This window comes from Methylobacterium sp. Leaf123, from assembly GCF_001423405.1.
Classification (GTDB): Bacteria; Pseudomonadota; Alphaproteobacteria; order Rhizobiales; family Beijerinckiaceae; genus Methylobacterium.
Map to the genome: position 1 here is coordinate 165,773 of NZ_LMNS01000034.1, position 24,242 is coordinate 190,014.

A 24,242-nucleotide genomic window follows, 5' to 3' on the forward strand; every position below is an offset into this window, starting at 1 on the left:
GGAATGCCTCGGGCCGCTTTCGTTTGGTTCGTTTTACTCCGCCGCGTCCGGCGTATCCGTCTTCTCGGGAGCGGCCTCGTCCTCGGGCCCCTTGTAGCGGGTCCGGCGGCGCCGGGGCTTGGGCGCGGGCGCGTCCTCGGCCGATGACGGCACCTCAGCGGCGGGGGCCGCCTCGCGCGGCTCCGGCGCGGAGCGCGCAACCGGCGCCTCGGGGGGCGGCGGCGGGGGGGTGGGGTTACGGGTCGCCGTCATCAGGAAGGCGGGCAGCGCCGACGGATCGGCGGCTTCCGCCGCAGCGGCGCGGCTGGCTTCGCTTGCACGTCCGCGTCCACGCCGGGGCGCTGGGCTGTCGGAACGCTGGGGCGCCTCGGGCCGTGCCGCGGGCTCGGCGCGGGTGTCCTGGCGCGGCTCTTGCCGGGGTTCAGGACATGCGTCCTGGCGGGGCTCCTGACGCGGCGCCTCGGCGGGCTCACCGCGACCGTTCTCGAAGCGCGCAGCATCGCGATCGCGGCGGTTCTCGCGACCCTGCGGCTCACGGCCCTGGTTGTCGCGGCCTTCCTGGGGCTGCTGCCCGAAATCCTGCCGGTAATCCTGACGCCGGTCCTGGCGGTAATCCTGCCGCGGGCCGTCCTGACGGGGATAGTCCTGACGATCCTGGCGCTCGGACCGGTCTTGACGCTCGGGCCGATCCTGCCGGTCTTGGCGGTCAGGCCGGTCTTGGCGATCCTGACGGAACTCCTGCCGCGGCTCACCGCGGTTGTAATCCGGTCGGTTGCCCTCGAAGCGCTGGCCCCGGTCGTTGCGATCGTTGCGGTCGCGCCCCTGCTCGCGGGGCTGGAAGCGCTGGTTCCGATCATTGCGATCGTTGCGCTGGGGCCGGCCGTCGAAGTCGTGGCGCTCGAACGGCTGCGGCTGCTGCGTCGGGTCGCCGTACTCGTCGGTGCCGTAGCCGAGACCCTGGCGACCGCCCTCGGCGCCCTGGCCCTGAACGGTCTCGTCGTCGCCTTCCTCGTCCTCGTCGAAGCCGTTGCGGGCATAGCCCTGCGTGACCTGCGGACGGCCAGGCTCCTGAGCGCCGGTGATGATCCGGAAATAGTGCTCGCCGTGCTGGAAGTAGTTCTCGGCGGCGACCGGATCGCCGCTCGCAAGGGCGTCGCGCGCCAGCTGCGCGTATTTGTCGGCGATGTGCTGGGCGGTGCCGCGAATTTTAACGTCGGGACCGTTCGACTCGTAAGAGCGCGTCAGCGGGTTCGGACCCTTGGGCCGATTGCGACCCCGCATCCGTCGATTCTGGTTTGGTCTCATCGGCCTCGATTGACCCTCGTTACCTGTCGCTCAGCGTGACTGACAGTGCCGGAGCTTGGCTCGCGGACAGGGCGAGCCGGGCGCAAGGCGCCCGACCGCGCTTCATTCCGCGATGTTTGCCGTTCGTCTGGTGGCTGCGCTCGGTTTTGGCGCGCCGCGAGACATCCCTCGACTGTCAGGTTCGATATCACCGAGCCTAGCCGCGACTGCCGGAGCGCGTCCGCTCGATGGTGGGAAGACCGTCCGAAGCCGGAGGACACGGTCAAAACCGATCCTGCCGATACCGTTTAAAAGAGTGCCTCACAAAACTCCCGGTTCTCGGGAGCTCCCTTTGGCCGGTGGGCGCAGCGGGAGTTTTGTGAGAGACGCTCAACGGACCATTGGCGGCCTGCATCCTTAAGCTAGTGACTGACGCCCTCGACAACAAGCATTTTTTCGTGGCCAAGGCGGCTTATGCCGGAATTGTGCAGGTTTATCGGTCTTTCGCGTCGCAGCCCGGCGCGAAATCCGCTCCCTCGATCCGTCACCTGCCCGCCAAGGATGGCCGAAGCGTGACGACCCGGTCGTTGCCCGCCAGATCCTGGCCGACGCCGATGACCTCGAATCCCGTCCCTTGCGCGAGACGGGTCAGGGCGTTTCCCTGATCGTATCCGATCTCCAGCACGAGCGCGCCGTTCGCCGAGAGCAGACCCGGCCGCCGCGCGACATCCGCGAGAATCGCCCGGTAGGCATCAAGGCCGTCGGCACCGCCGTCGAGGGCGGCCTGTGGGTCGTGCAAGCGAACCTCCGGTTCGAGCGTCGCGATGACCGGGGCGGCGATGTAGGGCGGGTTCGAGACGATGAGGTCGAACGGCCCCTTCAGCGCATCGAGCCAGGAGCCGCACAGAAAGGCGGCTCGATCGGCGACACCGTTCGCCGCCGCGTTCCGCCGGGCGACCGCGAGCGCCGCCATTGACTGGTCGAGGCCGAAGCCGAACGCCCCCGGCCGCTCATGCAGCAGAGCCACGAGGATGCAGCCGGAGCCGGTGCCGAGATCGATCAGGCGCGGCGGCCGCTCGCCCTCGGGCAGCAAGCGCAGGGCCGTTTCCACGACGCTCTCGGTGTCGGGCCGGGGCACCAGCGTCTCCGGGCCGAGGGCGAAGGGCAGCCCCCAGAATTCCCAGGCGCCGAGGATCCGCGCCACCGGCTCGCCCGCGAGCCGGCGCTCGGCCGCCTGCCGGAGCGCCTCCGCACCGGCCGCACCGAGCGGTTCCTGTCCCCGCAGGGTCAGATCGAGGGGAGTGAGCGAAAGAATGTGCAGGGCGAGGAAGCGCGCATCCGAGCGCGCATTCGGCAAGCCGGACTCCTCGAAGGTCCGGACGAGTTGGCGCAGGGCGGCTTCACGGGGAAGCGTCGGGGCAAAGCTGGGGCTCATGCCGGCCCCAGCCCTCACGCCATTCCCTCGGCGGCCAGCAACTCGGCCTGATGCTCGGTCACCAGGGCGTCGATCACCTCGTCGAGCGCTTGGCCGGCCATAACCTCCTCCAGCTTGTAGAGGGTCAGGTTGATGCGGTGGTCGGTGACGCGCCCTTGCGGGAAATTGTAGGTGCGGATGCGCTCCGAGCGGTCGCCGGAGCCCACCTGCGCCTTGCGGTCGGCGGCCCGCGCCGAATCCTTGGCGGTGCGCTCGGCGTCGAACAGCTTCGAACGCAGCAGGGACATCGCCCGAGCGCGGTTCTTGTGCTGCGAGCGCTCCTCCTGGACGAACACCACCACGCCGGTCGGAATATGGGTGATGCGGATCGCCGATTCCGTCTTGTTGACGTGCTGGCCACCGGCGCCCTGCGCCCGCATGGTATCGATCTTCAGGTCGGCCTCGTTGACGACGATGTCGACCTCTTCCGCCTCCGGCAGCACGGCGACCGTGGCGGCGGAGGTGTGGATGCGCCCCTGCGTCTCGGTGTCGGGCACGCGCTGGACGCGGTGGGCGCCGCTCTCGAACTTGAGGCGCGAGAACACGGAGCGACCCTTCACCTCGGCCACGACCTCGCGATAGCCGCCGGCCGTGCCCTCGCTCTCCGAGATCACCTCGACGCGCCAGCCCTTCGACTCGGCATATTTTGCGTACATGCGGAACAGGTCGCCCGCGAACAGGGCCGCCTCGTCACCGCCGGTGCCGGCGCGGATTTCGAGGATCGCGCTCTTTTCGTCGGCCGCATCCTTGGGCAGCAGGATCAGTTGCAGCGCGCGGTGGGCCTGTTCGAGCGCCTCTTCCGCCTCCGGCTTCTCCTCGGCGGCGAGCGCGCGCATCTCCGGATCGCCGCCCGGCTCATCGATCATCGCCCGGATGCCGGCCAGATTGGCCTCCGCCAGACGGTAATGATGGATCGCGGCCACGACGCCGTCGAGTTCGGACAATTCGCGGGAGAGTTGCACGATGCTCCCGGCATCGGCCGAACCGTCGGCGAGTTGCGCCGTGACGATGTCGTGCCGCGCCAGGATGGCGTCGAGGCGATCGGAAGGAATGGGGGTCATCGCCTGTTAGGATACTCGTCGATGGTGCGCGTCAAATCGGAAGGAGACGGGGCGGATCGCACGGCCGCTTCGGCTGGCTCGCCGGAACGGCAAGGTTCATGGCGGTCCGACCGGCACCCGTTACCCGTGCGGCGACCGGGAGGGAAGATGCGCCGGGGCCGGTCCGCCGCGCATCCGCGTCGTTCAAGGGCCGCTCACGCCGCGGCAGACCACGCAGACGCCGCAAGCACGACCTCCGCCGGCACGTTCACCCAGGTCTCGCCATCGGGTTCGGGGTTGGCGGCGATCCGATAGCCGAGGGTGTAGCCGAGCCAGCGCGGATGGCGGCCGCCGGCTCCGAAGAACCAGCCGGCGTGATCGTGATTCGGCGCCCGCAGCTCCGCCGCACTCGGGAGATGGGCCCGCAGAGCCGCGTCGTCCAGGGCGCATTCCCACGGCTCGGGGGGCGCCTTGAAAAGTGTCCCGGCGAACTGCCCGGCAAGTCCCTCGCTGACGATCGCTTCGCCGAGCGTGCGTCCGTATCCGGGCCCAGCAAAGCGACGGCAGTGATGCACCTCATGCGCGATCGTCCGCCGGATATCGCCGGTGTCGAGGCTCGCCGCAAAGTTCGGATTGAGCGGATCGACGGTCAGCGCGCACAGGCCCGGACGGTAGGCGCGGCCGGCCGTTCCGACCTCCGGAATGACCGCGCCGGTCACGCGCTGCACGAGGATGTCCATCCGGAACGGCGGCAGGACGCCGGCCACGGCGTTCCGGGCGGTCTCGATCTCGGCTGCGATCCGGTCGCGCCAAGGCGCGAGGTCGCCCTCGGCCTCCAGCCAGTGCAGGTGCCAGTCCAAAAGAGTCCTCCGACCTAAGCCTCTTGTTTCGCATCGCCTTTTTCCGAAAGCCGGCGACCGTCTTCCGGGGCGATGCTCTAAATCGGCACGCCGTTCGCCTTGGCATAGGCGGCCAGGGCGGGCCGGACCGAGGCGCCGTCGGTCACACGGGTCAGCTCGGACTGGATCAACGCCGCGACCTCGCCGGCATCGGCGGAGAGCACCATCGCCTTGACCGGGCCGATCGAGGCCGGCGACATCGAGAAATCACGGAAGCCCAGACCGATCAGCGCCAGCGCCTCGAGCGGCCGGCCGCCGATCTCGCCGCAGACGGTGGCCGGGCAGCCCTGCGCCGCGGAGCGCTCGGCGATGAGGCGGAAGGCGCGCATCGCCGCCCCGCACAGCGGATCGAAGCGGTTGGCCACGCGCCGGTTCTCGCGATCGACGGCGAACAGGAACTGCATCAGGTCGTTCGAGCCGACCGACAGAAAGTCCGCCTCGCGGGCGATCTCGTCGATCTGGAACAGCAGCGAGGGCACCTCGACCATCGCGCCGAGGCGGCAATCGCTCGGCAGGGCGTAGCCGTGGCGGCGCAGATGCGCCTTCTCGCGCTCGACGATGTCGCGGGCGCGGATGAACTCCTCGACGGTGGCGACCATCGGGAACATGATCTTGATCGGGCGCCCCGCCGCCGCCTTGAGCAGCGCACGCAACTGCACCCGCAGCAAAGCCGGCCGGTCGAGGCCGATGCGGATCGCCCGCCAGCCGAGCGCCGGGTTCTCCTCCTCCAAAGCCGGCATGTAGGGGAGGATCTTGTCGCCGCCGATGTCGAGGGTGCGGATCGTGACCGGCAGGTCGCCGGTGGCCGAATAGACCGCCTCGTAGAGCGTCTGCTGCTCGGCGGCCGAGGGCATCCGCTCGGCGATCATGAATTGCAGCTCGGTGCGGAACAGGCCGACGCCCTCCGCCCCCGTCTCGTGCAGATGCGTCAGATCGACGAGCAGGCCGGCATTGAGATGCAGGCCGATCTTTACGCCGTCGCGGGTGACGGCGGGCACGTCGCGCAGCGCCCGGTACTGCTCCTGCCGCCGGGCGCGCAGGCGCACCATCTCGGCATAGGAGGCCTCGACCTCGGGTGTGGGTCGGATCTGCACCTCGCCGGCGAGGCCATCGACGATGATCGCATCGCCCGAATCGCACAGGCCCGTGGCGTTGGCGATCTCGCCCACCGCCGGGATGCCGAGCGCGCGGGCGACGATGGCGATGTGGCTCGTCGGCCCGCCCTCCTCCAGCACCACGCCGCGTAAGCGAGCCCGGTCGTAATCGAGGAGCGCCGCCGGCCCCATGGAGCGGGCGACCAGAATCGCATTCTCCGGCAGGCCGTCGCCCCCCCGCCCCTCCTGGCCGACGAGGCGGCGCAGCAGGCGGTTAGCGAGGTCGTCGAGATCGTGCAGCCGGTCGCGCAGGTAAGGATCGCTCTGGCGCAGCATCCGGGCGCGGTTGTCCGACTGCACCCGCTCGACGGCGGCCTCGGCGGTCAGGCCCGACTGGACCGCCTCGCGCATCCGCCGCAGCCAGCCCTTGTCGTGGGCGAACATCCGCACGGTCTCGAGGATCTCGCGGGATTCGCCCGAGCCGATACCGTCGCCGCGCTCGACCAGCTCGTCGATCGCCGAGCGCACATCCTCGATCGCCGCCTCGAGCCGCTCCATCTCGCGCTCGACATTCTCGGCGATCAGCGTCTTCACGACGATGCGCGGCTCGTGCAGCACGACATGGCCGAGGCCGATCCCGTCGGCGAGCGCGACCCCGCGCTGGCTCACCGGACGGCGGGCGGCGGTGCCGGCACCGGGCGACAGCGCCTGGAGTTCGCCCGAGGCGATCAGCTCGGCCAGCACCATGGCGGTGGTCTGGAGAGCCTCGATCTCCTCCTCGGAATAGACCCGGTAGGTCTTGTTCTGGACCACCAGCACGCCGAGCGTATTCCCGGCCCGCAGCAGCGGAACGCCGAGGAAGGCGTGATAGATCTCCTCGCCCGTTTCCGGCCGATACGAGAACGAAGGGTGGGATTGCGCGTCGGAGAGCGCCAGCGGCTCGGCGGTCTTGGCGATGAGGCCGACGAGACCCTCATCGGCGCGCATGCGGGTGATGTGGACCGCGTCGCGGTTCAGACCCTCGGTTGCAAACAGTTCGAGGGTGTTGTCATCGCGCACCACATAGACCGAGCACACCTCGGCGATCACGTTCGCCGCGATGAGGACGACGATCCGATCGAGACGCTGCTGCGGACTGACCGGCTCCGCCATGGCTTCGCGGAGCCGGCGCAGCAGCAGGCGCGGGCCTCCGGGCGCAGCGGGCATCGTGTCGTCAATCCGGGTCGGCCGGCGCAACCCTGGCTGGTAAGCCGTGGGGCCGACGCCGACGGGAACGGTCAGGCCTGGTCGAGGCCGTATAGCGAGTGGAGCGTACGGACGGCAAGCTCCGTGTAGGCGGCATCGATCAGGACCGAGAACTTGATCTCGGAGGTGGTGATCGCGCGAATGTTGATACCCTTCTGCGCCAGCGCCCGGAAGGCCTTGGCCGCAACGCCCGCATGCGACCGCATGCCGACGCCGATCGCCGAAACCTTCACGACATCGGTGGCGCCCTCGATCTGGCCGAACTGGATCGTGTCGCGCTGCGCGTCGAGGATGGCGCGGGAGCGCTCGTAATCGGCCGCCGGCACGGTGAAGGTCATGTCGGTGGTCGATTGGTCGCCAGACACGGTCTGGATGATCATGTCGACATTGATGTTGGCATCCGCCAGCGGCCCGAAGATCGCCGCGGCGATGCCGGGGCTGTCCTTCACGGCGCGCAGGGTGATCTGCGCCTCGTCCTTCGAGAAGGCGATGCCGGTGATGATCTGCTGTTCCACGATTTGGTCCTCGTCGCAGATGAGGGTGCCCGGCCGCGCGGCATCGGGGGGATCGAAGGAGGAGCGCACCGTGGTCGGCACCCGGTGCACCATGGCGAGCTCGACGGAGCGCACCTGAAGCACCTTGGCGCCCAGGGACGCCATCTCCAGCATCTCCTCGAAGGTCACGCGCTCCATGCGCTGGGCCTTGGGCACCACGCGGGGATCGGTGGTGTAGACCCCGTCCACGTCGGTGTAGATGTCGCAGCGCTCCGCGCCGATGGCGGCGGCGATCGCCACCGCGGACGTGTCCGAGCCGCCGCGTCCCAACGTCGCAATTCGGCCGGTCTCGGCGTTCACGCCCTGGAAGCCGGAGATGACGGCGACCTCGCCGCGCTTGAAGCTCTCGTCGAGATTCTTCGGGTCGATGCCCTCGATCCGGGCCGAGCCATGCGCGTCGGAGGTGTGGATCGGGATCTGCCAGCCCTGCCAGGAGCGGGCCTTGATCCCGTCCTTGTTGAGCGCGATGGCCAGCAACCCCGAGGTGACCTGCTCGCCGGAGGCCACGACCGTGTCGTATTCCGCCGCGCCGTAGAGCGGATCGGCGTCCTTGACCCAGCCGACCAGCTCGTTGGTCTTGCCCGACATCGCCGAGACCACGACGGCGACCTCGTAGCCGGCCGCGACCTCGCGGGCGACGTGGCGCGCCACGTTGCGGATGCGATCGACGGTGGCGACGGAGGTGCCGCCGAATTTCATCACCAAACGGGGCATGTCGCGTCCGGTCTGCTCATTTTGTCCCTACGGTGCCGGCCGCGAGGCCGGCGCGCCGCGTCACACGGAAAACAACACGGCGCGGCTGTACCGGGGATGCGACCGGCGGGTACAAGGGCCCCCCGGCCGTGTCAATCGGACGGACCGTAGGTTCAAACGATGCGAAAGTGAGCCGGATGACGGGTGCCTCGATCGACCGGGACGAAGTGGCGCGCTTCGACGCCCTAGCGGCGCGCTGGTGGGACGAGCGCGGGCCGATGGCGGTTCTGCACAAGTTCAATCCCGTTCGGGTCGGTTACATCCGCGACGAGGCGTGCCGGATCTTCGACCGCGACCCGGCCGCGCCCTTGCCGCTCGAAGGGCTCAGCGTGATCGATATCGGCTGCGGCGGCGGCGTCCTGTCCGAGCCGCTCGCCCGGCTCGGCGCGACGGTGACGGGCCTCGACCCGGCGACCGGCAACATCGCGGCTGCCCGCGCCCATGCGGAAGCGGAAGGCCTCACCATCGATTACCGCGACGAGACCATCGAGGCGGTGGCCGCCCGCGGCGAACGCTTCGACATCGTGCTCGCCATGGAGGTGGTCGAGCATGTCTCCGACCGCGCGGGCTTTCTGCGGGCCTGCTGCACGACCGTGAAGCCCGGCGGCCTGCTGTTTGCCGCCACCCTCAACCGGACGATGCGCTCCTTCGCGCTGGCCATCGTCGGCGCCGAATACGTGCTGCGCTGGCTGCCGCGGGGCACCCACGATTGGGAGAAGTTCGTGACGCCGCGGGAGCTTGCCGCCGACATCACGGCGGGCGGCCTCACCGTCACCGACACGACCGGCGTGGTCTACAACCCGCTCAATGATTCCTGGCGCGCCAGCCGCGACACGGGGGTGAACTACATGGTGGCCGCGCACCGTCCCGCCTGAACGAATCGCCCACCTGAACGAAGCGCCCGCCTGAACGAAGCGAACCGGTATTCGTTGAGGGATCTCCGAAGCAGAACGGAGAACCTCGCACACCATGCTCGAAAAGCTGCCGCACGCCGTCGGTCAGGCGCTCTCCGGCTTGAGGGCCGGGGCCGAGAAAGCCGCCTTCCACACGGTCGCGGCGGAGGCCCCCGCGACGCTCCGCGTGACGAGCGCGGCTTTCACCGACACCGCGCCGATCCCCGCCCGCTACACCGCCGACGGCGAGGGGCTCTCGCCGCCGCTGGCCATCGCCGACGTGCCGGAGGGGGCGGCCGCGCTCGTCCTGTTCGTGGAAGACCCGGACGCGCCCTCCTCGCACCCCTTCGTCCACCTCATCGCCTGGAACCTGCGCCCGGAGGCCCAAACCGTCCCCGAGGGGGCGTTCGCGAGCCCAGCGGGCGAAGGTGCCCCGCACGATCTTGGCCGCAACTCGTTCCAGAAGGACGGCTGGCTGCCGCCGGACCCGCCGACCGGCCACGGCCCGCACCATTACCTGTTCCAGGTCTTCGCGCTGGCCCGTCCCGCCGACCTGCCCGCTTCGCCGGGCCGCAGCGCCCTGCTCGACGCGCTCCGGGGCAACGTGATCGCCAAGGGCCTGCTGACGGGGACCTACGAGCGGGCCTGAACGTCTTGCGCTCGATATCTTGCGCTCGCGCCGTGCGAGCGGGCATGACCGTGGCTGAACGCGGCACCGATCCCGCTCCCGCCTGCCGGGCGCGGGGATTCGGCACGACCGGCGATGTGAGGGAGACGGCGCTGACATGAAGGCCCTGGTGTGCAGCCGGCTCGGCGGGCCGGAGGATCTCGGCATCGAGAATCTGCCCGATCCGGTGGCGGGCCCCGGCGAGGCGCTGGTGCGGGTGCGGGTCGCGGCGCTGAACTTCTTCGACACGCTCATCATCGCCGGGCGCTATCAGGTGAAGCCCGACCTGCCGTTCTCCCCCGGCGGCGAGGCCTGCGGCGTGATCGAGGCTCTGGGCCCCGACGTGAAGGGTTTCTCCGTCGGCGACCGGGTGATGGTCCATCTCAGCCACGGCACCGCCCGCGAGCGGATCGCGGTTCCGCTCAAGCGTCTCGCACGGGTGCCGGACGCCGTCTCCGACGAGATCGCCGCCGGGCTCTCGATCACCTACGGCACCACGCTCCACGCGCTCCGGGACCGCGCCGGCATCCGGCCGGGCGAAACCCTGGTCGTGCTCGGCGCCTCGGGGGGCGTCGGGCTCGCCGCGGTCGAACTCGGCAAGCTGCTCGGCGCCCGTGTCATCGCCTGCGCCTCATCGCCCGAAAAGCTCGAGACTGCCCGCGCCCACGGCGCCGACGACCTCGTCGACTATCGGGCCGACAACCTGCGCGAAGCCTTGCGGCGCCTCACGGGCGAGCGCGGCGTCGACGTGGTCTACGACGCGGTCGGCGGCGATCTGGCCGAGCCGGCCATGCGCGCGCTCGGCTGGAAAGGCCGCTTCCTCGTGATCGGCTTTGCCGCCGGCGAGATCCCGAAATTCCCCCTCAACGTCATCATGCTCAAGGGCATCGACGTGCAAGGCGTCCATTGGGGCGCCTTCGTCGAGCGCGAGCCGGAGGCGCATGCCGCGAACCAAGCCCAACTGCTCGCCTGGGCGGCCGAGGGCAAACTCACCGTGAAGGTGCACGGCACCTATCCGCTCGACGCCTACGCGGAGGCGCTCGGCGTGCTCGTCCGCCGGGAGGCGGTCGGCAAGGTGTTGCTCGATCTCAAAGGCTAGAGACAAGCCCGGCCGAAGGGGATCGCGGCAGACCGCCAAGTTCCCGCGCAGCGGCAGTAAAACGCCGCCTTGCATCCAAGAAGTGCACTCGGAGGTCTCGCCCCGGCGAATTCGAAGCGGATGGCTAGAGAGTTCCGAAATCGGGGTATCGGCCGCCCGCCGTTCGGGGGGCTTTCCATAATCCGCACTCAACACAAAAATTTCGACGCATGAACAAGTGCAAGATTTTTAACACTTGTAATTGATAGCTCGGCCAAGCGGCACGGCCGGCTTTTTTCAGGTCATTCTCATGCGTTGGAAGTCCAGCTTCATCGTTGCGATGCAGCTCGTCGTCGGTTGTCTGACTTCCACCATGGCCGAGGCCCAAAGTCTCGATGCCCTCAAGGCCGCCTACAAACGCCCGACGCACATCCCCTTCCCCGAGGAGGCGCCCTACTCGCCGCAACTGGCGACGATGGGCAAGATGTTGTTCTTCGATCCCCGCCTCAGCGGCAAGCAGAACCTGAGCTGCGCGAGTTGCCACAACCCGTCATTCGGCTTCGAGGTGCCGGTCCCCGGCGCGATCGGCGCCACCAACAAGCCGCTCGCCCGCAAGGCGCCCTCGGTGCTCAACGCTGCCTGGATCCCGACCTTGTTCTGGGACGGGCGCGCGCCCAACCTCGAAACCCAGGCGATGGGCCCGATCACCGCCGATGCCGAGATGGACGGCAAGTTTCCGGAGATCATCGCCCGCCTCAAGCGCATCCCCGAATACAAGGCGTCGTTCGACACGCTGTTTCCCGGCAAGGGCGTGACGCAGGACACGATCCTGACGTCGATCGCCACCTATGAGCGGACCGTCGTCTCCGGCTGGGCGCCGTTCGACCGCTGGATCGACGGCGACGAGGCGGCGATGTCGGGCGAGGCCAAGCGCGGCTTCGCCTTGTTCAACGGCAAGGCCGCCTGCGCCGGCTGCCATACCGGCTGGAACTTCACCGACAACAAGTTCCACGATCTCGGAATCGACACCAAGGATATCGGCCGCGCCGCTTTCGATCCCGACGACCGCTACGCGAAGCACGCCTTCAAGACGCCGGGCCTGCGCAACCTGAGCTACCGGGCGCCGTTCGGGCATGCGGGTCAGTTCGCGGATCTCGAAGCGATCATCGCGCACTACGAGAACGGCGGCCTGCCGCGTCCCTCGCGGTCGCCGCTGATGAAGCCGATCGACCTCAACGACGGCGAGCGCACGGACCTGATCGCCTTCCTGCGCTCGCTCACGGCGGACCAGACCGAGACGGCTTTGCCGAACCTGCCGAACTGATCGGCCTGCGCCGCGCCCACACGCCCCATTCCGAAGAACGACGAGACGAATCCGCAATGTCGATTCGCCATAAGATCCTGTTGCCGCTCCTCGGCTTCATGCTGCTCGGCGGGCTCCTGTCCGCGATGACGGGCCTCACCGGCCTGTCCGCCTTCGGGCAACTCTCGGATCTCGCCGGGCGCGCAGTCGAGGCGAGCGAGGCCAGCCGCACCGCCCGCGACCGTTTCCGCCGGGCCGAAGCCCTGGTGGCGCGCGTCACCGCCATGACCGACCTCCTCGACGTCACCCGGATCGGCGGCGAGTTCACCGCGAATGCCGACGGGCTTGATGCCGGCCTCGGCCGCCTGAAGGGTTCGGCACTCTCGGAGCGGATGCTCGCCCTGTCCGACACCGCCGAGGCCGAGGCCCGGCAATGGCGCGCGGATGCGGAGATCCTGCTGGGGCTGCGCAAGGCGCGCGAGATTCCGACCCTGACGGTGATGGCGCGCCACAGCGCCGCGATCGGCCGCGACCTCGACGAGGCCGTAGCCCTGGCCGGCCAGGAGGCGCAGGCGCAGATCGGCGCCACGGGTGCGGCGATGGCGTGGAAGATCTGGCTGATGCTCGGCCTCTCCGCCTCGACCGTCGCAGCCGGTGCGGGCGTGGCCTTCTGGCTCTCGGGCACCCTTTCGAAGCCCTTGGTCGGGCTGGCCCGCGACACGACCCGGCTCGCGGGCGGCGACCTCGACGTCGCCCTGCCGGCCACCGACCGCCGGGACGAGATCGGCGCGATGATCGCCGCTGTACAGGTGTTCAAGGACAACCTCATCCGCAGCCGCGCCCTCGAGGCCGAGACGGCCCAGGCCGGCGCCGCCGCCGAGCGCCGGGCGATGGTGCGCAGCCTCGCCGACGGCTTCGAGGCGTCCGTCGGCCGCATCGTCGGCACGGTCGGCACCTCCGCCGCCGATCTTCGGGAGACCGCCCGGACGATGAGCGTCACCGCGGGGCAGACCGCCGAGCGGTCCGCCCGGATGGGTGCCGCCGCGGGCGAGGCCGCGACCAATGTCGATGCCGTGGCGACGGCGACCGAGCAACTCGGCGCCTCGGTCGCCGAGATCGGCCGCCAAATGCGGGAATCGGCCAACCTCGCCCGTGGGGCGGTGACGGATGCCGACCGGACGGCCGGCGTGGTGCGCGAACTCAGCGCCGCCGCCGGGCAGATCGGCGAGATGGTCGCGCTGATCTCGAACATCGCCAGCCAGACCAACCTGCTCGCGCTGAACGCGACCATCGAGGCGGCCCGTGCCGGTTCGGCCGGTCGGGGTTTCGCGGTGGTGGCCTCCGAGGTGAAGGCACTGGCGACGCAGACGACACGGGTGACCGAGGAGATCACCGGGCAGATCGCGCGCATCCAGGGGGTGACCGGTCAGGCGGTGACGGCGATCGGCGGCATCACCGCGCGGATCGGCGAGATCGACACGGTCGCCGCCTCGATCACCAGCGCCGTCGGCGAGCAGGGCGCGGCCACGAGCGAGATCGTGCATCGGGTCGGCCGGACCGCGCAGGGCGCCCGCGCCGTGACCGGCCATGTCGCGGAGGTCGCCGAGGCCGCGGAGCAGACGGGCTTTGCCGCCGACCACGTCCTACAGGCCGCCTCCGACATGTCGGACCAAGCCGAACAACTACGCCAGGAGGTCGCCCGCTTCCTCGTCAACGTCCGGGCCGCATAGGCGGTCCGGCGGCTCAAGGCCGAAGCGTCACGGAAGCCGGCCGATGGCCGGCTTTTTCGCGCTCTAGAGCCGTATCCGACCTGATCGCATTAGGCCGGCACCTCTAGGTTTTTGTTTGAACGCACATTCTTCCAACGAACCGGGGACCACTTCGTCGGAATGCGCTCTAGCGGTCGAGCCGCGCCAGGGCCGCAGCGATCCGGGCCGCGCCTGGTCCTCCGCCCGCGGCCACGGCGTGGCGGCGGTCGAGGGCGATGGCGCCGCGGTGGCTGGCATGGGTGATGGCGATGGCGAGGGCGTCGGCTGCGTCGGCGACCTTGAACTCGGCCTTCGGCAGCAGGAACTTCACCATCGCCTGGATCTGAACCTTCTCCGCATGGCCGTTCCCGGCCACGGTCTTCTTCACGAGGTTGGCGGCATATTCCGCCACCGGCAGGCCGGCGAGCGCCGGCACCAGCAAAGCCACGGCGCGGGCATGGCCGAGCTTGAGCGTGGCCTGCGCGTCCTTGTTGACGAAGGTCTCCTCCACCGAGACCTCGTCGGGCGTGTAGGTCGTGACGACGCGCGTCAGGCCCTCGTGTAGCTCGCGCAGGCGCAAGGCCAGCGGCAGGTCACCGTCGGAGGTGACGACGCCGCAAGCGAGGTAGGACAGCTTGCTGCCGCGCGCCGTGATCAGGCCCCAGCCGGTGCGGCGCAGGCCGGGATCGATGCCGAGGATGCGGACGTCCGTGGTCATGGCCTCGGCCTCCTTCAGAGCATCGATCCGGTACGGCACATATCGTGAACGAAGCGTTGCCGCAAACCGGCGGCCCGCTTCGCCCCGGCTTACTGGAGCTTGAATTCGCCCTCCAACCGGAGGGACACCTCGTCGCCGAGCAGCGGCAGGAAAGCGTTCACGCCGAAATCCGAGCGCTTGATCACCGTCCAGCCGTCGAAGCCGACCGAGTAGATCTTATCGACCGGGTTGACGCCCGCTTGGTTGAAGGTGGCATCGAACGAGACCGGCTTCGAGACGCCGCGCAGGGACAGGGTGCCGTTGACGCGCGCCGTCGTCGGGCTCGTCGGCTCGACCGAGGTGCTGACGAAGGTCGCCTCGGGAAACTTCTCGACGTCGAGGAAATCCGGCTGCTTGAGATGCGCGTTGAGCTTGTCGTTGAGCCCGTTGGCGCTGCCCGTGCCGATCTTGACGGAAAGGCTGCTCTTGGCCGGCGCCGCGGGGTCGAGCGCGAGTTCGCCCGACACATCCGTAAACTGGCCGTAATAGGTCGAGAAGCCGAGATGGCTGATCGACCACGTGATCTTGCCGTGCGCCGGATCGAGCCGGTAGCGCCCGGCCTTCACCTGCCCCGGATCCTTGGTCAGAGCGGGAGCGGCCTCCTGTGCGTGGGACCCGCCGGGCGCGGCGAATGCGAAACCCGCCAGCAGGAGGGCGGCGAGGGCGAGCGTGCGCTTCATGCGGTCACCTTGTCGGTTGTGCCGCCACGACGGATATGGCCTTAGGCCAAGCGCGGCAACGGACCCTTCGAGGATCGACGGTTCACATGATCGGCAAACTCAAGGGAATCGTCGATTCCTACGGAGAGGATTTCGTCATCCTCGACGTGAACGGCGTCGGCTACGTCGTCCACTGCTCCGCCCGCACCCTCCAGCGCCTGCCGAAGCCCGGCGAGGCGACGGATCTGGCCATCGACACGCATGTGCGCGAGGACATGATCCGCCTCTACGGCTTCCGCGTCGATGCCGAGCGGGAGTGGTTCCGCCTGCTCCAGACGGTGCAGGGGGTCGGCACCCGCGTGGCGCTCGGCGTGCTCTCGGTGCTGGAGCCGGCCCAGCTCGCCACTGCCATCGCCACCGGCGACAAGGGCGCCGTCGCCCGCGCCCCCGGCGTCGGCCCGCGCCTCGCCGCCCGCCTCGTCGCCGAGTTGAAGGACAAGGCGCCCGCCTTCGCCCCCATCGACCCGGCACTCATCGCCCTGACCGGCGCCGTCGAGGACCGAACCGCGCCGCAGCCGGTCGCGGACGCGATCTCGGCCCTGGTCAATCTCGGCTATGCCCAGATTCAGGCCTCAGCCGCCATCGCCGCCGCCCTGAAGGGCCTCGGCGAGGAGGCGGGGACCGTGGAGGCCAAGACCCTGATCCGGCTCGGGCTGCGGGAGCTGGCCCGGTAGGGGGGACGCCTCAACCGCCCTCGTCGAAAGGCGGCGGCTGCAGGCGCTGCCAGGCGGAGGCGATCCGCTCCGGCTTCACCTCCAGCGCCTGGGCGCAGGCGAGGAGCGACGGTTCGTCGCTCATGACATGGTCGAGCACGGCGCCGAGAAAGCCAGGATCGTGCAGGCTCTCGCGCAGCGTTCCGGGCTCCAGGCCGCTGGCGGCGATGAACCGGAACAACCGGTCCTCGTCGGCGGCGAGCCATCCGAGCACATCGACCGCGAGACGCTCGCTCGGGCCATCACTATGATCAAGTTTGCGTTTCATCAACGAGTAGCAGTTTAAGAGAGTAAGAGGGCCGGGCCACGGGTTGGAACGCCATCGCGACCGCGCCGGAGCAGGTCATGAAGAAAACCGTTCTTATCGTTGAAGACAACGAGCTGAACATGAAGCTCTTCAACGATCTGCTGGAGGCGCATGGCTACGCGACCCTCAAGACCGCCAACGGTATCGAGGCGATTGAACTCGCGCGCGCCCACCACCCAGACTTGATCCTCATGGACATCCAGCTTCCCGAAGTCTCGGGCCTGGAGGTGACAAAGTGGCTCAAGGACGACGACGACCTTCGTAACATTCCCGTGATCGCTATCACCGCTTTTGCAATGAAGGGCGACGAGGAACGCATTCGTGAAGGCGGATGCGAGGCTTATTTGTCCAAACCGATCTCGGTTGCGAAGTTTTTGGCAACGGTCCGTCGGTATATTGGCGATGACGGCGCTCCCTGAGACCTCTTCGGACTGAACGCCGTCGCGGTCGTGAGGCCGCGCCTCGGAGGAACGATGTCCGCTCGCGTCCTGATCGTGGATGATCTCTACCCCAACGTCCGGCTGCTCGAGACAAAATTGTCTCTCGAGTATTTCGACGTGGTCGTGGCGATGAATGGGCCAGACGCCCTGGCCATTTGCGAGAAGGGCGAATGCGACGTCGTTCTCCTCGACGTGATGATGCCGGGCATGGACGGCTTCGAGGTCTGCCGCCGGCTCAAATCCAATCCGGCCACCGCCCACCTGCCGGTGGTGATCGTCACCGCCCTCGATCAGCCCGCCGACCGGCTGCGGGGCCTGGATGCGGGCGCCGACGACTTTCTGACCAAACCCATCGACGACACCGCGCTGATGACGCGGGTGCGCAGCCTCGTGCGGCTGAAGGCCGTGACGGACGAGCTGCGCTCGCGCGCCCTGGAGACGCGTGAGATCGGCGGCCCCGACCCGCTGGTTCTCGCCGCGGCCGATACCGGCGAGGGGGCGCGCATCCTCCTCGTCGAGGACCGGGCGAGCGCCATCGACCGCATCGGCACCGCGCTCTCCCAGCACCATCACGTCACCGTGGAGAGCGACCCGCACCGCGCCCTGGTTCGGGCGCCCGAGGAAAACTTCGACCTTGCCCTGGTGAGCCTCGATCTCGAAGGCTTCGACGGGCTGCGCCTGTGCAGCCAGCTCCGCTCGCTCGAGCGAACCCGCAGCATGGCGCTGATCATGCTCGGTGAGATGCATGAGAAGGCGCGAATCACCCGCGGCCTCGAATTCGGCGTCAACGACTACCTGCTGCGCCCGGTCGATCGCAACGAGCTGATCGCGCGGGTGCGCACGCAGGTGCGGCGGCGCCGCTTCTCCGAGACCCTGCGCGGCGCCCTCCAGGCCTCGATGGAACTCGCCATCACCGACGACCTGACCGGCCTGCACAATCGGCGCTACCTCGACCGCCATCTCGGGCCGGTCTTCGGCGATGCGGCCCTTCACCAGAAGGGCCTCGCCTGCCTGCTCCTCGACATCGACCGCTTCAAGCTGATCAACGACACCTACGGCCACGAGGCCGGCGACGAGGTGCTGCGCGCCTTCGCCGAGCGCATCCGCCAATATGTGCGGCCGATGGATATCCTGGCCCGCTACGGCGGCGAGGAGATCGTGATGGTGGTGCCCGGCGCCGAACTGCCCGATGCCCGCGCCATCGCCGAGCGCATCCGCCACCGGATCGAGGCGACCCCCTTCGCCATCGAGGGCGGGACGCGCGACATCGGCGTGACCGTCTCGGTCGGCGTCTCCGTGCGGCGCGCGACCGATACGGGTCCGGCCGACCTGCTCAAGCGCGCCGATACCGCGCTCTACCGCGCCAAGTCCTTCGGCCGGAACCGGGTCGAGGCGGCAGCCGCTTAGGCCGCCTCGGGCAAAGCCTCACTCGAGAGCCGGCGCCTCAACCGGGACGGCGGCGGGGGGGGACAGGCCGAGCAGCCGTGCGATCTCGTCGCCCTCGGCGCCGCCCAGGAGGTCGGCGAGGGTGTAGCGGTCGAGAACCGCCAGGAAGGCCGCCAGCGCCTCACCGAGTGCCCGCCGCAGGCGACAGGGCGCGGTGATGGCGCAAGACCCTGCGGAAAAGCACTCGACCAACGCGAGATCGTCCTCCGTCGCGCGGACGACGGCGCCGACGACGATTTCCCTCGGCGGCTTGGCGAGGCGCAAGCCACCGCCCCGCCCCCGGATCGTCTGGATCAACCCGAGCCGGCCGAGCTGATGCACCACCTTGGTGAGGTGGCTCTCCGAGATCCCATAGGCGCGCGCGATCTCCGCGATCGAACTCTGCTTCGGCTCACGCAGGCCGACATAGATCAGGGTCCGCAGGGCGTAGTCGGTGTAGCGGGTCAGGCGCATGGCGGGTCCGAGCGGCCTATAAGGTACATTTCACTTGCATCTTTTCGAGAGCTGCGACAAAAGATTCATGTCGAATGAACCTTTGGATCCGACAATGCCCGCACCGCTCTCGCCCCAAACCGTCGCCACCGTCAAAGCCACCGTCCCGGCGCTCGAAACGCACGGGCTCGCCATCACCCGGCGCATGTACGAGCGCCTGTTCCAGAACGCGGAAATCCGCGACCTCTTCAACCAGTCGCACCACGGCGAAACCGGCTCGCAGCCCAAGGCGCTCGCCCTCGCCGTTCTGGCCTATGCCCGCAACATCGACAACCTCGGCGTGTTGACGAGCGCGGTCGAGCGCATCGCCCAGAAGCATGTCGCGCTCAACATTCTGCCGGAGCATTATCCGCACGTCGCCGACGCCCTGCTCGCGGCGATCCGCGATGTGCTCGGCGAGGCGGCCACCCCCGAGATCCTCACCGCCTGGGGCGAGGCGTACTGGTTCCTGGCGGAACTGCTGATCGGCCGGGAGGCGACGATCTACCGGGATCAGGCGACCAGGGCCGGTGGATGGAACGGCTGGCGCGACTTCGTGGTCGAGAGCGTGACCCCGGAAAGCGAGACGATCCGCTCCTTCGTGCTGGTTCCCGCCGATGGCGGCCCGGTGCTGCGCCACGAGCCGGGGCAGTATCTCGGCTTCCTCGTCGACCTGCCGGGTCGGGGCGTGCTGAAGCGGAACTACTCGATTTCCTGTGCGCCGAACGATCGCGCCTACCGCATCACCGTCAAGCGCGAGGCCGCGACGGCGCAGCCGGCCGGCCTCGTCTCGAACTGGCTGCACGCGGAGGCTCAGGCCGGAACCGTATTGAAGGTCGCGGCACCCGCGGGCGACTTCTTCCTCGACCGGGCGAGCGCGGAGCCGGTGGTTCTGGTCAGCGGCGGCGTCGGCCTGACCCCGATGGTCAGCATGCTGGAGAGCATCGCGGCCGAGGCGTCGGAGCGCCCGGCCTGGTTCGTTCACGGCGCCCTGAACGGACGGGTTCACGCCATGCGCGCGCATGTGCGCGGCCTCGTGGCGAACCGGACGGCCCTGTCGGCCCACACGTTCTACGCGGAGCCGGAGCCGCAGGATCGGCCCGGCGAGGATTTCGACAGCGAGGGGCTGATCACGGCCGATTGGCTCGTCGCGAACACCCCGTCGGAGCAGGCGACCTACTATCTGTGCGGGCCCAAGCCCTTCCTGGCGGCTTTGGCGAACGGGCTGGCCCGTGCCGGTGTCCCGGCGGAGCGGGTCCGGTTCGAGTTCTTCGGCCCCGCCGACGAATTGTTGGACGAGGCACCCCGGCAGGCCGCCTGAGGCGGGACGGCCGTACCGGGGGCGCGGTCAACCCGCTCCCGGATCGGTCTCGTCGCCTTGTGCCGGCGCACCGGGCTTGCCGTCGGTCTTCTCGTTGGGATCCTTGACCGCGTCGGGGGCGCTGTTGGCGGGCTTGTGCCCGTCCCGGCGCTCCCGATCCGTGTCGCGGTCGTCGCTTTTCTGCTTGTCCATCATCGGGCTCCTTCAGAAGTGGGCCCCAGGTCGTTGGGGTTCAGGAATGCTTGGCCCGCTCGGGCTCCCCCGCGACGGGCTCGCCCTCGCGTGGACCGGCCGATGCCTTGCGGTCGGAATGGCCGCCGGAGGAACCACCGATTGCGGGCGGCGTGCGTCCGGCCGCGCCACGGTCCTGGCCCTCGCGCCGCTCGGCATCGGAGCGCCCGCCGGACCCCTGCCCGGTGATCGCTGCCTGCTCGGCGGTCTGGTGGCCGCCGCCCGCCGGATGGGGGCCGCGTGAGCCGACCGCCTCGTCGGGCTTGCGGGTGCCGGTGTTGCTCAGGTCTTCGTCGGGCCGGTTCTCATTGCCCATCACGGCCTCCCCCGTCACGCTCACCGTGACGCGGCGGCTCTTCCTGGCCGACGGCGGCGGTGGCGCGCTCGATCGCTTCTTGGGCCGTCGCGTCGGGCTCGGAGCGGGAGGACGGATCGGAGATCCGGCGCAGATTTTCTGCGGGCGTCTCGGCCTCGGTCTGGTCCACCGCGTCCTGGCCCTGTCGCTCGGTGCCGGAGGCGATGCGCGCCGTCTCGGCCGTCCCGTCGGGATTGCTCTTCAGGTCCGCCTGGGTCCGTGAGGGCACGCCCCTATCGAGGGGCGAATCGGTGCCCAAATCCTGGCCATTGCGGTCCGCATAGGCGTCGAACGCCTTCAGCGACGGCCGGTCGGGGGAAGTTTCCGTCATTCTTCATCCTCCTGATCTGACCGGAACAACAATCCGGGACCGGAGGAGTTGCGGTGCGGGTCCGTCGCAGACCCACACCGCACGAGCATCGTCCTGGATATCGGATCCAGGACGATGCTCTGGCCTCTTGTTTTGCATCCTCTTTTTCCGAAAGCCGGCAACCACCTTTCGGGACGATGCTCTCGGCGTTAGCCGATGCCCTCGAACAGCACCGAGGAGATGTAGCGCTCGGCGAACGAGCAGGCGATCGTGACGATGCGCTTGCCCTGGAATTCGGGGCGGCCCGCCAGCTCCAGCGCCGCCGCGACGTTGCCGCCGGTCGAGATACCGCCGGGAATGCCCTCGAACTTGGCGAGGTCGCGGGCGGTGTCGATCGCCTGCTGGTTCGACACCTTGAGCACGCCGTCGAGGATGTCGGTATGCAGGTTGTCGGGGATGAAGCCCGCGCCGATCCCCTGGATCTTGTGCGGGCCGGGCTGGCCGCCGGAGATCACGGGGCTGTCCACCGGCTCCACCGCGAACACCTTGAGGCCGGGCAGACGCGGCTTGAGCACCTCGCCGACGCCGGTCACGGTGCCGCCGGTGCCCACGCCCGCCACGAAGGCATCGAGCTGGCCCTGCGTGTCGTTCCAGATCTCTTCCGCCGTGGTCTTGCGGTGGATCTCCGGGTTGGCCGGGTTCGAAAACTGCTGCGGCATCACCGCGCCGTCGATCTCACGCAGGAGTTCCTCGGCGCGACCGATCGCGCCCTTCATGCCCTGCGCACCCGGCGTCAGTTCGAGCTGGGCGCCGAGGAAGGCGAGCATCTTGCGCCGCTCGATCGACATCGTCTCCGGCATGACGAGGATCAGGCGGTAGCCGCGGGCGGCGGCGACGAAGGCCAGCGCGATGCCGGTATTGCCCGAGGTCGGCTCGACCAGCGTGCCGCCCGGCTTGAGCCGGCCGGAGGCTTCGAGCGCGTCGATCATGTTGACGCCGATGCGGTCCTTCACGCTCGAGATCGGGTTGAAGAATTCGAGCTTGAGCAGGATCTCGGCATCGACGCCGCGCTCCTTGGTGAGCCGGTTGAGGCGCACGAGCGGGGTGTTGCCGATGGTCTCGGTGATCGAGCCGTAGATGCGGCCGTGTCCGGGCTTGCGCACGGTGTCTGGAGTCGAGGTGTCTGTCATCGTCTGTCCGCTCCCTGAGCGCTCCCGCGCCGCAACGGCCACCGGCCCGGTGCAGGAGCGCGCGCCAACACGAAAGGCTTTCACATCGGCCTGAGAGAAGACGACCGCCAGGGGGACAAAGCCGATGCGAAACCAGAAACTTAGCGCCGCCGCTTGAGCGAGGGCCGCTGCGGCGACGCGTAGCCGATTTCGCAAGCTCCGTCGAGCTTCCCGCCGGGCGGATACCAGTCTTTACACGGACTGCGCACGGCCGAGCTTTAGCGGAGAATTTTATTTTCCTTTTTCGCCGCCGGACGACAGTATTGTCATCCTCGTCACGCCGAATCGTCGGGCCGGTTACGGTCCGCGATCGGGCTCAGGCGACGAGGAAGCGGGTGGCGAGGATCAGGATGCCGATGCCCGAACTGGTGGCGAGGGCGGCCAGGGTCGCGGCACCCTCGTGGTGGGCGCGGACGAAGTCGTAACGCCCCGCGCGGGAGGCCGCCGGCCGCACCTTCGGGACGACGCGCTGGTGAACCCGGCCGATCCGCATTCCGTCTCTCCGCCTGAGCGGCCGCGCGGAGCGCGACCGAGGGGCGCGAGGAAACGGCCCGGGAGACTGACGGAGGATGAATCCGGACGCCCGTCCGCGAATCGTCGTCAACGGGGACTTAAAGCGATCGCGCGCCGGCTCGTCCGAGGAACCGGCGCGGTGTTCGAGATCGGGGCGCCTACAGGGCCCGATCAAAACGCAGCTCACCGTTCTGGCTGCGGATCACGAGTTGCGAACCGTCGAGGTCCCACTTGCCCGCCGTGCGCAGGGCCACGAGGAAGGCCTGCTCGGAGGCCGCCAGCGCCTTGTCGCAGGTCTTCTTGGTGAGCGCCAAGGGACCGACGGCGAGATGCTGCTCACGCAGGGGGAAGGCGGTGGCGGTGAAGGTGTTGCAGCCGCCATAGCCGCGCGCCCGGTACTGCGCGTCGATGATGAAGCTCGGGCGGTCGGCACCGGTGAACGGCTTGCCGTTCATGCTGACGGCGGTCCACATCGAGCCGAGCGGAAACATCTTCTCCGTCGGCTTCGCGCCGGGGACGTATTGCGGCTTCTTCTCGGGCTGCTTGCCCGCACCGAAACCGGACGAATTGCCGCCCATGCCCATTTGCGCCGCAGCCGGCACGGCCGCGAGTGCGGCCGCGGCAACCGCGCAGGCCAGCGTGGCGGTCAGCATCCTGTTCATCGTTCAGCCCCCTGTCTGCTCGACTGCTTCACCCCGGAGCCCCACCCGGCCAATGGCCCGGTTCTCGGCTCGTTGCCCGATGGGTGGGCCGAGCCGGCGCGTGCTCCGTATCCTTCGGGCCGCGCTCCCTCTTGGCAGCCGGTCCTGGGCGCTAGGGGGCATCGGCACAGATTCAAGCACAATTATGGTCAAGACCGGCCCGAGACCCGGTTCGGCGGCGATCCCGCCCGTTTCGGTGCGCCGCGAACCTTGTGCGGCAGGAATCCGCGCCCGACGAGTCTTCGGAGCGGGCGAAACGCCGTTTCTCACAAGCTTCGCCGAAACGAACCGGCCTGTCGGACCGTTGACCGATCGCGTGCCCCGTGGCGCGGGATGGTGTCTGCCAAGGATCGAGGAGAGCGGTTTGACGGGATCGGATGAAGGTGCGTCGAGCGGAGCCTCGCCCAACACGATGAATGCGGCCCAGTGCCGGGGTGCCCGCGGCCTGCTCGGCTGGTCGGAAGCGGAACTGGCCCGCCGCTCAGGGCTGGATGAAGGCTTCATCAAGGGGTTCGAGGCCGGCACGGGCGATCCCGCCTCCGGGCAGGTCGAGGCTTTGCGCAGCGCCCTGATGCAGGGCGGCGTCCTCTTTACCAACGGTGCGACGCCGGGCGTGCGGCTGTCCGAGCAGCAGCGGGGCGGCGACGAGGGCACGCGGCTCGATCAGCTCACCACCGAGAACGATCGCTGAGGCGTC

26 protein-coding genes are annotated in these 24,242 nt (G+C 69.1%); 10 read left to right on the forward strand and 16 right to left on the reverse strand.

The features are described 5' to 3' along the window. Window positions 1-33: 33 nt before the first annotated feature. The 6 genes from ASF53_RS16690 to ASF53_RS16715 all read right to left on the reverse strand — a co-directional run bounded on the left by ASF53_RS16690 (window position 34) and on the right by ASF53_RS16715 (window position 8,304). On the reverse strand, window positions 34-1,281 hold the full coding sequence (locus tag ASF53_RS16690) for a DUF4167 domain-containing protein (RefSeq protein WP_056200717.1): 1,248 nt from the start codon (window positions 1,279-1,281) through the stop codon (window positions 34-36). A 547-nt stretch (window positions 1,282-1,828) separates the two neighbouring features. Beyond that, on the reverse strand, window positions 1,829-2,719 hold the full coding sequence (gene prmC, locus ASF53_RS16695) for a peptide chain release factor N(5)-glutamine methyltransferase (protein WP_056200719.1): 891 nt from the start codon (window positions 2,717-2,719) through the stop codon (window positions 1,829-1,831). A gap of 14 nt (window positions 2,720-2,733) precedes the next feature. Then, window positions 2,734-3,819, reverse strand: coding sequence for a peptide chain release factor 1 (prfA, locus tag ASF53_RS16700; protein WP_056200721.1), 1,086 nt, complete (start codon window positions 3,817-3,819; stop codon window positions 2,734-2,736). A gap of 194 nt (window positions 3,820-4,013) precedes the next feature. Beyond that, window positions 4,014-4,658, reverse strand: coding sequence for a DUF2268 domain-containing putative Zn-dependent protease (locus ASF53_RS16705; RefSeq protein ID WP_056200723.1), 645 nt, complete (start codon window positions 4,656-4,658; stop codon window positions 4,014-4,016). A gap of 77 nt (window positions 4,659-4,735) precedes the next feature. Further along, window positions 4,736-6,997, reverse strand: coding sequence for a phosphoenolpyruvate--protein phosphotransferase (gene ptsP / locus ASF53_RS16710; protein WP_056200726.1), 2,262 nt, complete (start codon window positions 6,995-6,997; stop codon window positions 4,736-4,738). Between the two features lie 71 nt (window positions 6,998-7,068). After that, window positions 7,069-8,304 carry an aspartate kinase gene (locus ASF53_RS16715; protein WP_056200728.1) on the reverse strand — a complete coding sequence of 412 codons (1,236 nt, stop codon included), beginning with the start codon at window positions 8,302-8,304 and terminating at the stop codon, window positions 7,069-7,071. A 167-nt stretch (window positions 8,305-8,471) separates the two neighbouring features. Between ASF53_RS16715 and ubiG the strand changes: the two genes are divergently transcribed. The 5 genes from ubiG to ASF53_RS16740 all read left to right on the forward strand — a co-directional run bounded on the left by ubiG (window position 8,472) and on the right by ASF53_RS16740 (window position 14,014). Beyond that, window positions 8,472-9,218 (forward strand): bifunctional 2-polyprenyl-6-hydroxyphenol methylase/3-demethylubiquinol 3-O-methyltransferase UbiG, encoded by a 747-nt coding sequence (gene ubiG, locus ASF53_RS16720; protein WP_200943255.1) that lies wholly within the window; start codon window positions 8,472-8,474, stop codon window positions 9,216-9,218. Window positions 9,219-9,312: 94 nt separating this feature from the next. Then, the gene (locus ASF53_RS16725) at window positions 9,313-9,885 is read left to right on the forward strand and encodes a YbhB/YbcL family Raf kinase inhibitor-like protein (RefSeq protein WP_056200734.1); all 573 of its coding nucleotides are present in this window, start codon (window positions 9,313-9,315) and stop codon (window positions 9,883-9,885) included. A gap of 136 nt (window positions 9,886-10,021) precedes the next feature. Further along, the gene (locus tag ASF53_RS16730; protein WP_056200735.1) at window positions 10,022-11,002 is read left to right on the forward strand and encodes an NADPH:quinone oxidoreductase family protein; all 981 of its coding nucleotides are present in this window, start codon (window positions 10,022-10,024) and stop codon (window positions 11,000-11,002) included. A gap of 319 nt (window positions 11,003-11,321) precedes the next feature. Continuing rightward, window positions 11,322-12,305, forward strand: coding sequence for a cytochrome-c peroxidase (locus ASF53_RS16735; RefSeq protein WP_056201032.1), 984 nt, complete (start codon window positions 11,322-11,324; stop codon window positions 12,303-12,305). A 56-nt stretch (window positions 12,306-12,361) separates the two neighbouring features. Continuing rightward, window positions 12,362-14,014 carry a methyl-accepting chemotaxis protein gene (locus ASF53_RS16740; protein WP_056200739.1) on the forward strand — a complete coding sequence of 551 codons (1,653 nt, stop codon included), beginning with the start codon at window positions 12,362-12,364 and terminating at the stop codon, window positions 14,012-14,014. A gap of 166 nt (window positions 14,015-14,180) precedes the next feature. Here ASF53_RS16740 and ruvC read toward each other — a convergent pair whose 3' ends face one another. Next, the gene (ruvC, locus tag ASF53_RS16745; protein WP_056201036.1) at window positions 14,181-14,750 is read right to left on the reverse strand and encodes a crossover junction endodeoxyribonuclease RuvC; all 570 of its coding nucleotides are present in this window, start codon (window positions 14,748-14,750) and stop codon (window positions 14,181-14,183) included. Between the two features lie 89 nt (window positions 14,751-14,839). Further along, window positions 14,840-15,469: a YceI family protein gene (locus ASF53_RS16750; RefSeq protein ID WP_056200743.1), complete on the reverse strand. Its 630-nt coding sequence runs from the start codon at window positions 15,467-15,469 to the stop codon at window positions 14,840-14,842. Window positions 15,470-15,555: 86 nt separating this feature from the next. On the opposite strand from ASF53_RS16750, the gene ruvA reads away from it, so the two are divergent. Beyond that, window positions 15,556-16,182 (forward strand): Holliday junction branch migration protein RuvA, encoded by a 627-nt coding sequence (ruvA, locus tag ASF53_RS16755; RefSeq protein ID WP_056200748.1) that lies wholly within the window; start codon window positions 15,556-15,558, stop codon window positions 16,180-16,182. Window positions 16,183-16,192: 10 nt separating this feature from the next. Here the strand turns inward: ruvA and ASF53_RS16760 are convergent, their stop codons facing one another. Beyond that, entirely contained in the window at window positions 16,193-16,489 is a 297-nt protein-coding gene (locus tag ASF53_RS16760) for a DUF3572 domain-containing protein (protein ID WP_056200751.1), read from the reverse strand. A 77-nt stretch (window positions 16,490-16,566) separates the two neighbouring features. Between ASF53_RS16760 and ASF53_RS16765 the strand changes: the two genes are divergently transcribed. Together ASF53_RS16765 and ASF53_RS16770 are read left to right on the forward strand one after the other, a co-directional pair. After that, entirely contained in the window at window positions 16,567-16,947 is a 381-nt protein-coding gene (locus tag ASF53_RS16765; RefSeq protein ID WP_003599942.1) for a response regulator, read from the forward strand. Window positions 16,948-17,001: 54 nt separating this feature from the next. Next, complete coding sequence (locus ASF53_RS16770; protein ID WP_056200754.1) at window positions 17,002-18,375, forward strand: PleD family two-component system response regulator; 1,374 nt, start codon at window positions 17,002-17,004, stop codon at window positions 18,373-18,375. Window positions 18,376-18,393: 18 nt separating this feature from the next. Here the strand turns inward: ASF53_RS16770 and ASF53_RS16775 are convergent, their stop codons facing one another. Further along, window positions 18,394-18,867 carry an Rrf2 family transcriptional regulator gene (locus ASF53_RS16775; protein ID WP_056200756.1) on the reverse strand — a complete coding sequence of 158 codons (474 nt, stop codon included), beginning with the start codon at window positions 18,865-18,867 and terminating at the stop codon, window positions 18,394-18,396. A gap of 94 nt (window positions 18,868-18,961) precedes the next feature. On the opposite strand from ASF53_RS16775, the gene hmpA reads away from it, so the two are divergent. Continuing rightward, on the forward strand, window positions 18,962-20,206 hold the full coding sequence (gene hmpA, locus ASF53_RS16780) for an NO-inducible flavohemoprotein (protein WP_056200758.1): 1,245 nt from the start codon (window positions 18,962-18,964) through the stop codon (window positions 20,204-20,206). 27 nt (window positions 20,207-20,233) lie between these two features. Here the strand turns inward: hmpA and ASF53_RS26150 are convergent, their stop codons facing one another. The 6 genes from ASF53_RS26150 to ASF53_RS16800 all read right to left on the reverse strand — a co-directional run bounded on the left by ASF53_RS26150 (window position 20,234) and on the right by ASF53_RS16800 (window position 23,506). Beyond that, the gene (locus tag ASF53_RS26150; protein ID WP_210168539.1) at window positions 20,234-20,398 is read right to left on the reverse strand and encodes a hypothetical protein; all 165 of its coding nucleotides are present in this window, start codon (window positions 20,396-20,398) and stop codon (window positions 20,234-20,236) included. Window positions 20,399-20,438: 40 nt separating this feature from the next. Beyond that, on the reverse strand, window positions 20,439-20,753 hold the full coding sequence (locus ASF53_RS16785) for a hypothetical protein (protein WP_056200762.1): 315 nt from the start codon (window positions 20,751-20,753) through the stop codon (window positions 20,439-20,441). Next, window positions 20,743-21,123, reverse strand: a complete 381-nt coding sequence (locus ASF53_RS16790) for a hypothetical protein (RefSeq protein WP_056200765.1) — start codon at window positions 21,121-21,123, stop codon at window positions 20,743-20,745. The genes ASF53_RS16785 and ASF53_RS16790 overlap by 11 nt, the downstream gene beginning before the upstream one ends. A gap of 188 nt (window positions 21,124-21,311) precedes the next feature. Further along, complete coding sequence (cysK, locus tag ASF53_RS16795; RefSeq protein ID WP_056200767.1) at window positions 21,312-22,292, reverse strand: cysteine synthase A; 981 nt, start codon at window positions 22,290-22,292, stop codon at window positions 21,312-21,314. Between the two features lie 355 nt (window positions 22,293-22,647). Continuing rightward, entirely contained in the window at window positions 22,648-22,824 is a 177-nt protein-coding gene (locus ASF53_RS26340; RefSeq protein ID WP_200943256.1) for a hypothetical protein, read from the reverse strand. Between the two features lie 178 nt (window positions 22,825-23,002). After that, a complete protein-coding gene (locus tag ASF53_RS16800) occupies window positions 23,003-23,506 on the reverse strand; it encodes an META domain-containing protein (RefSeq protein WP_056200770.1) in 504 nt (167 codons plus the stop codon). Window positions 23,507-23,957: 451 nt separating this feature from the next. Here ASF53_RS16800 and ASF53_RS16805 point away from each other — a divergent pair, with 451 nt between their 5' ends. After that, on the forward strand, window positions 23,958-24,236 hold the full coding sequence (locus ASF53_RS16805; protein WP_056200775.1) for a helix-turn-helix domain-containing protein: 279 nt from the start codon (window positions 23,958-23,960) through the stop codon (window positions 24,234-24,236). Window positions 24,237-24,242: the final 6 nt, after the last annotated feature.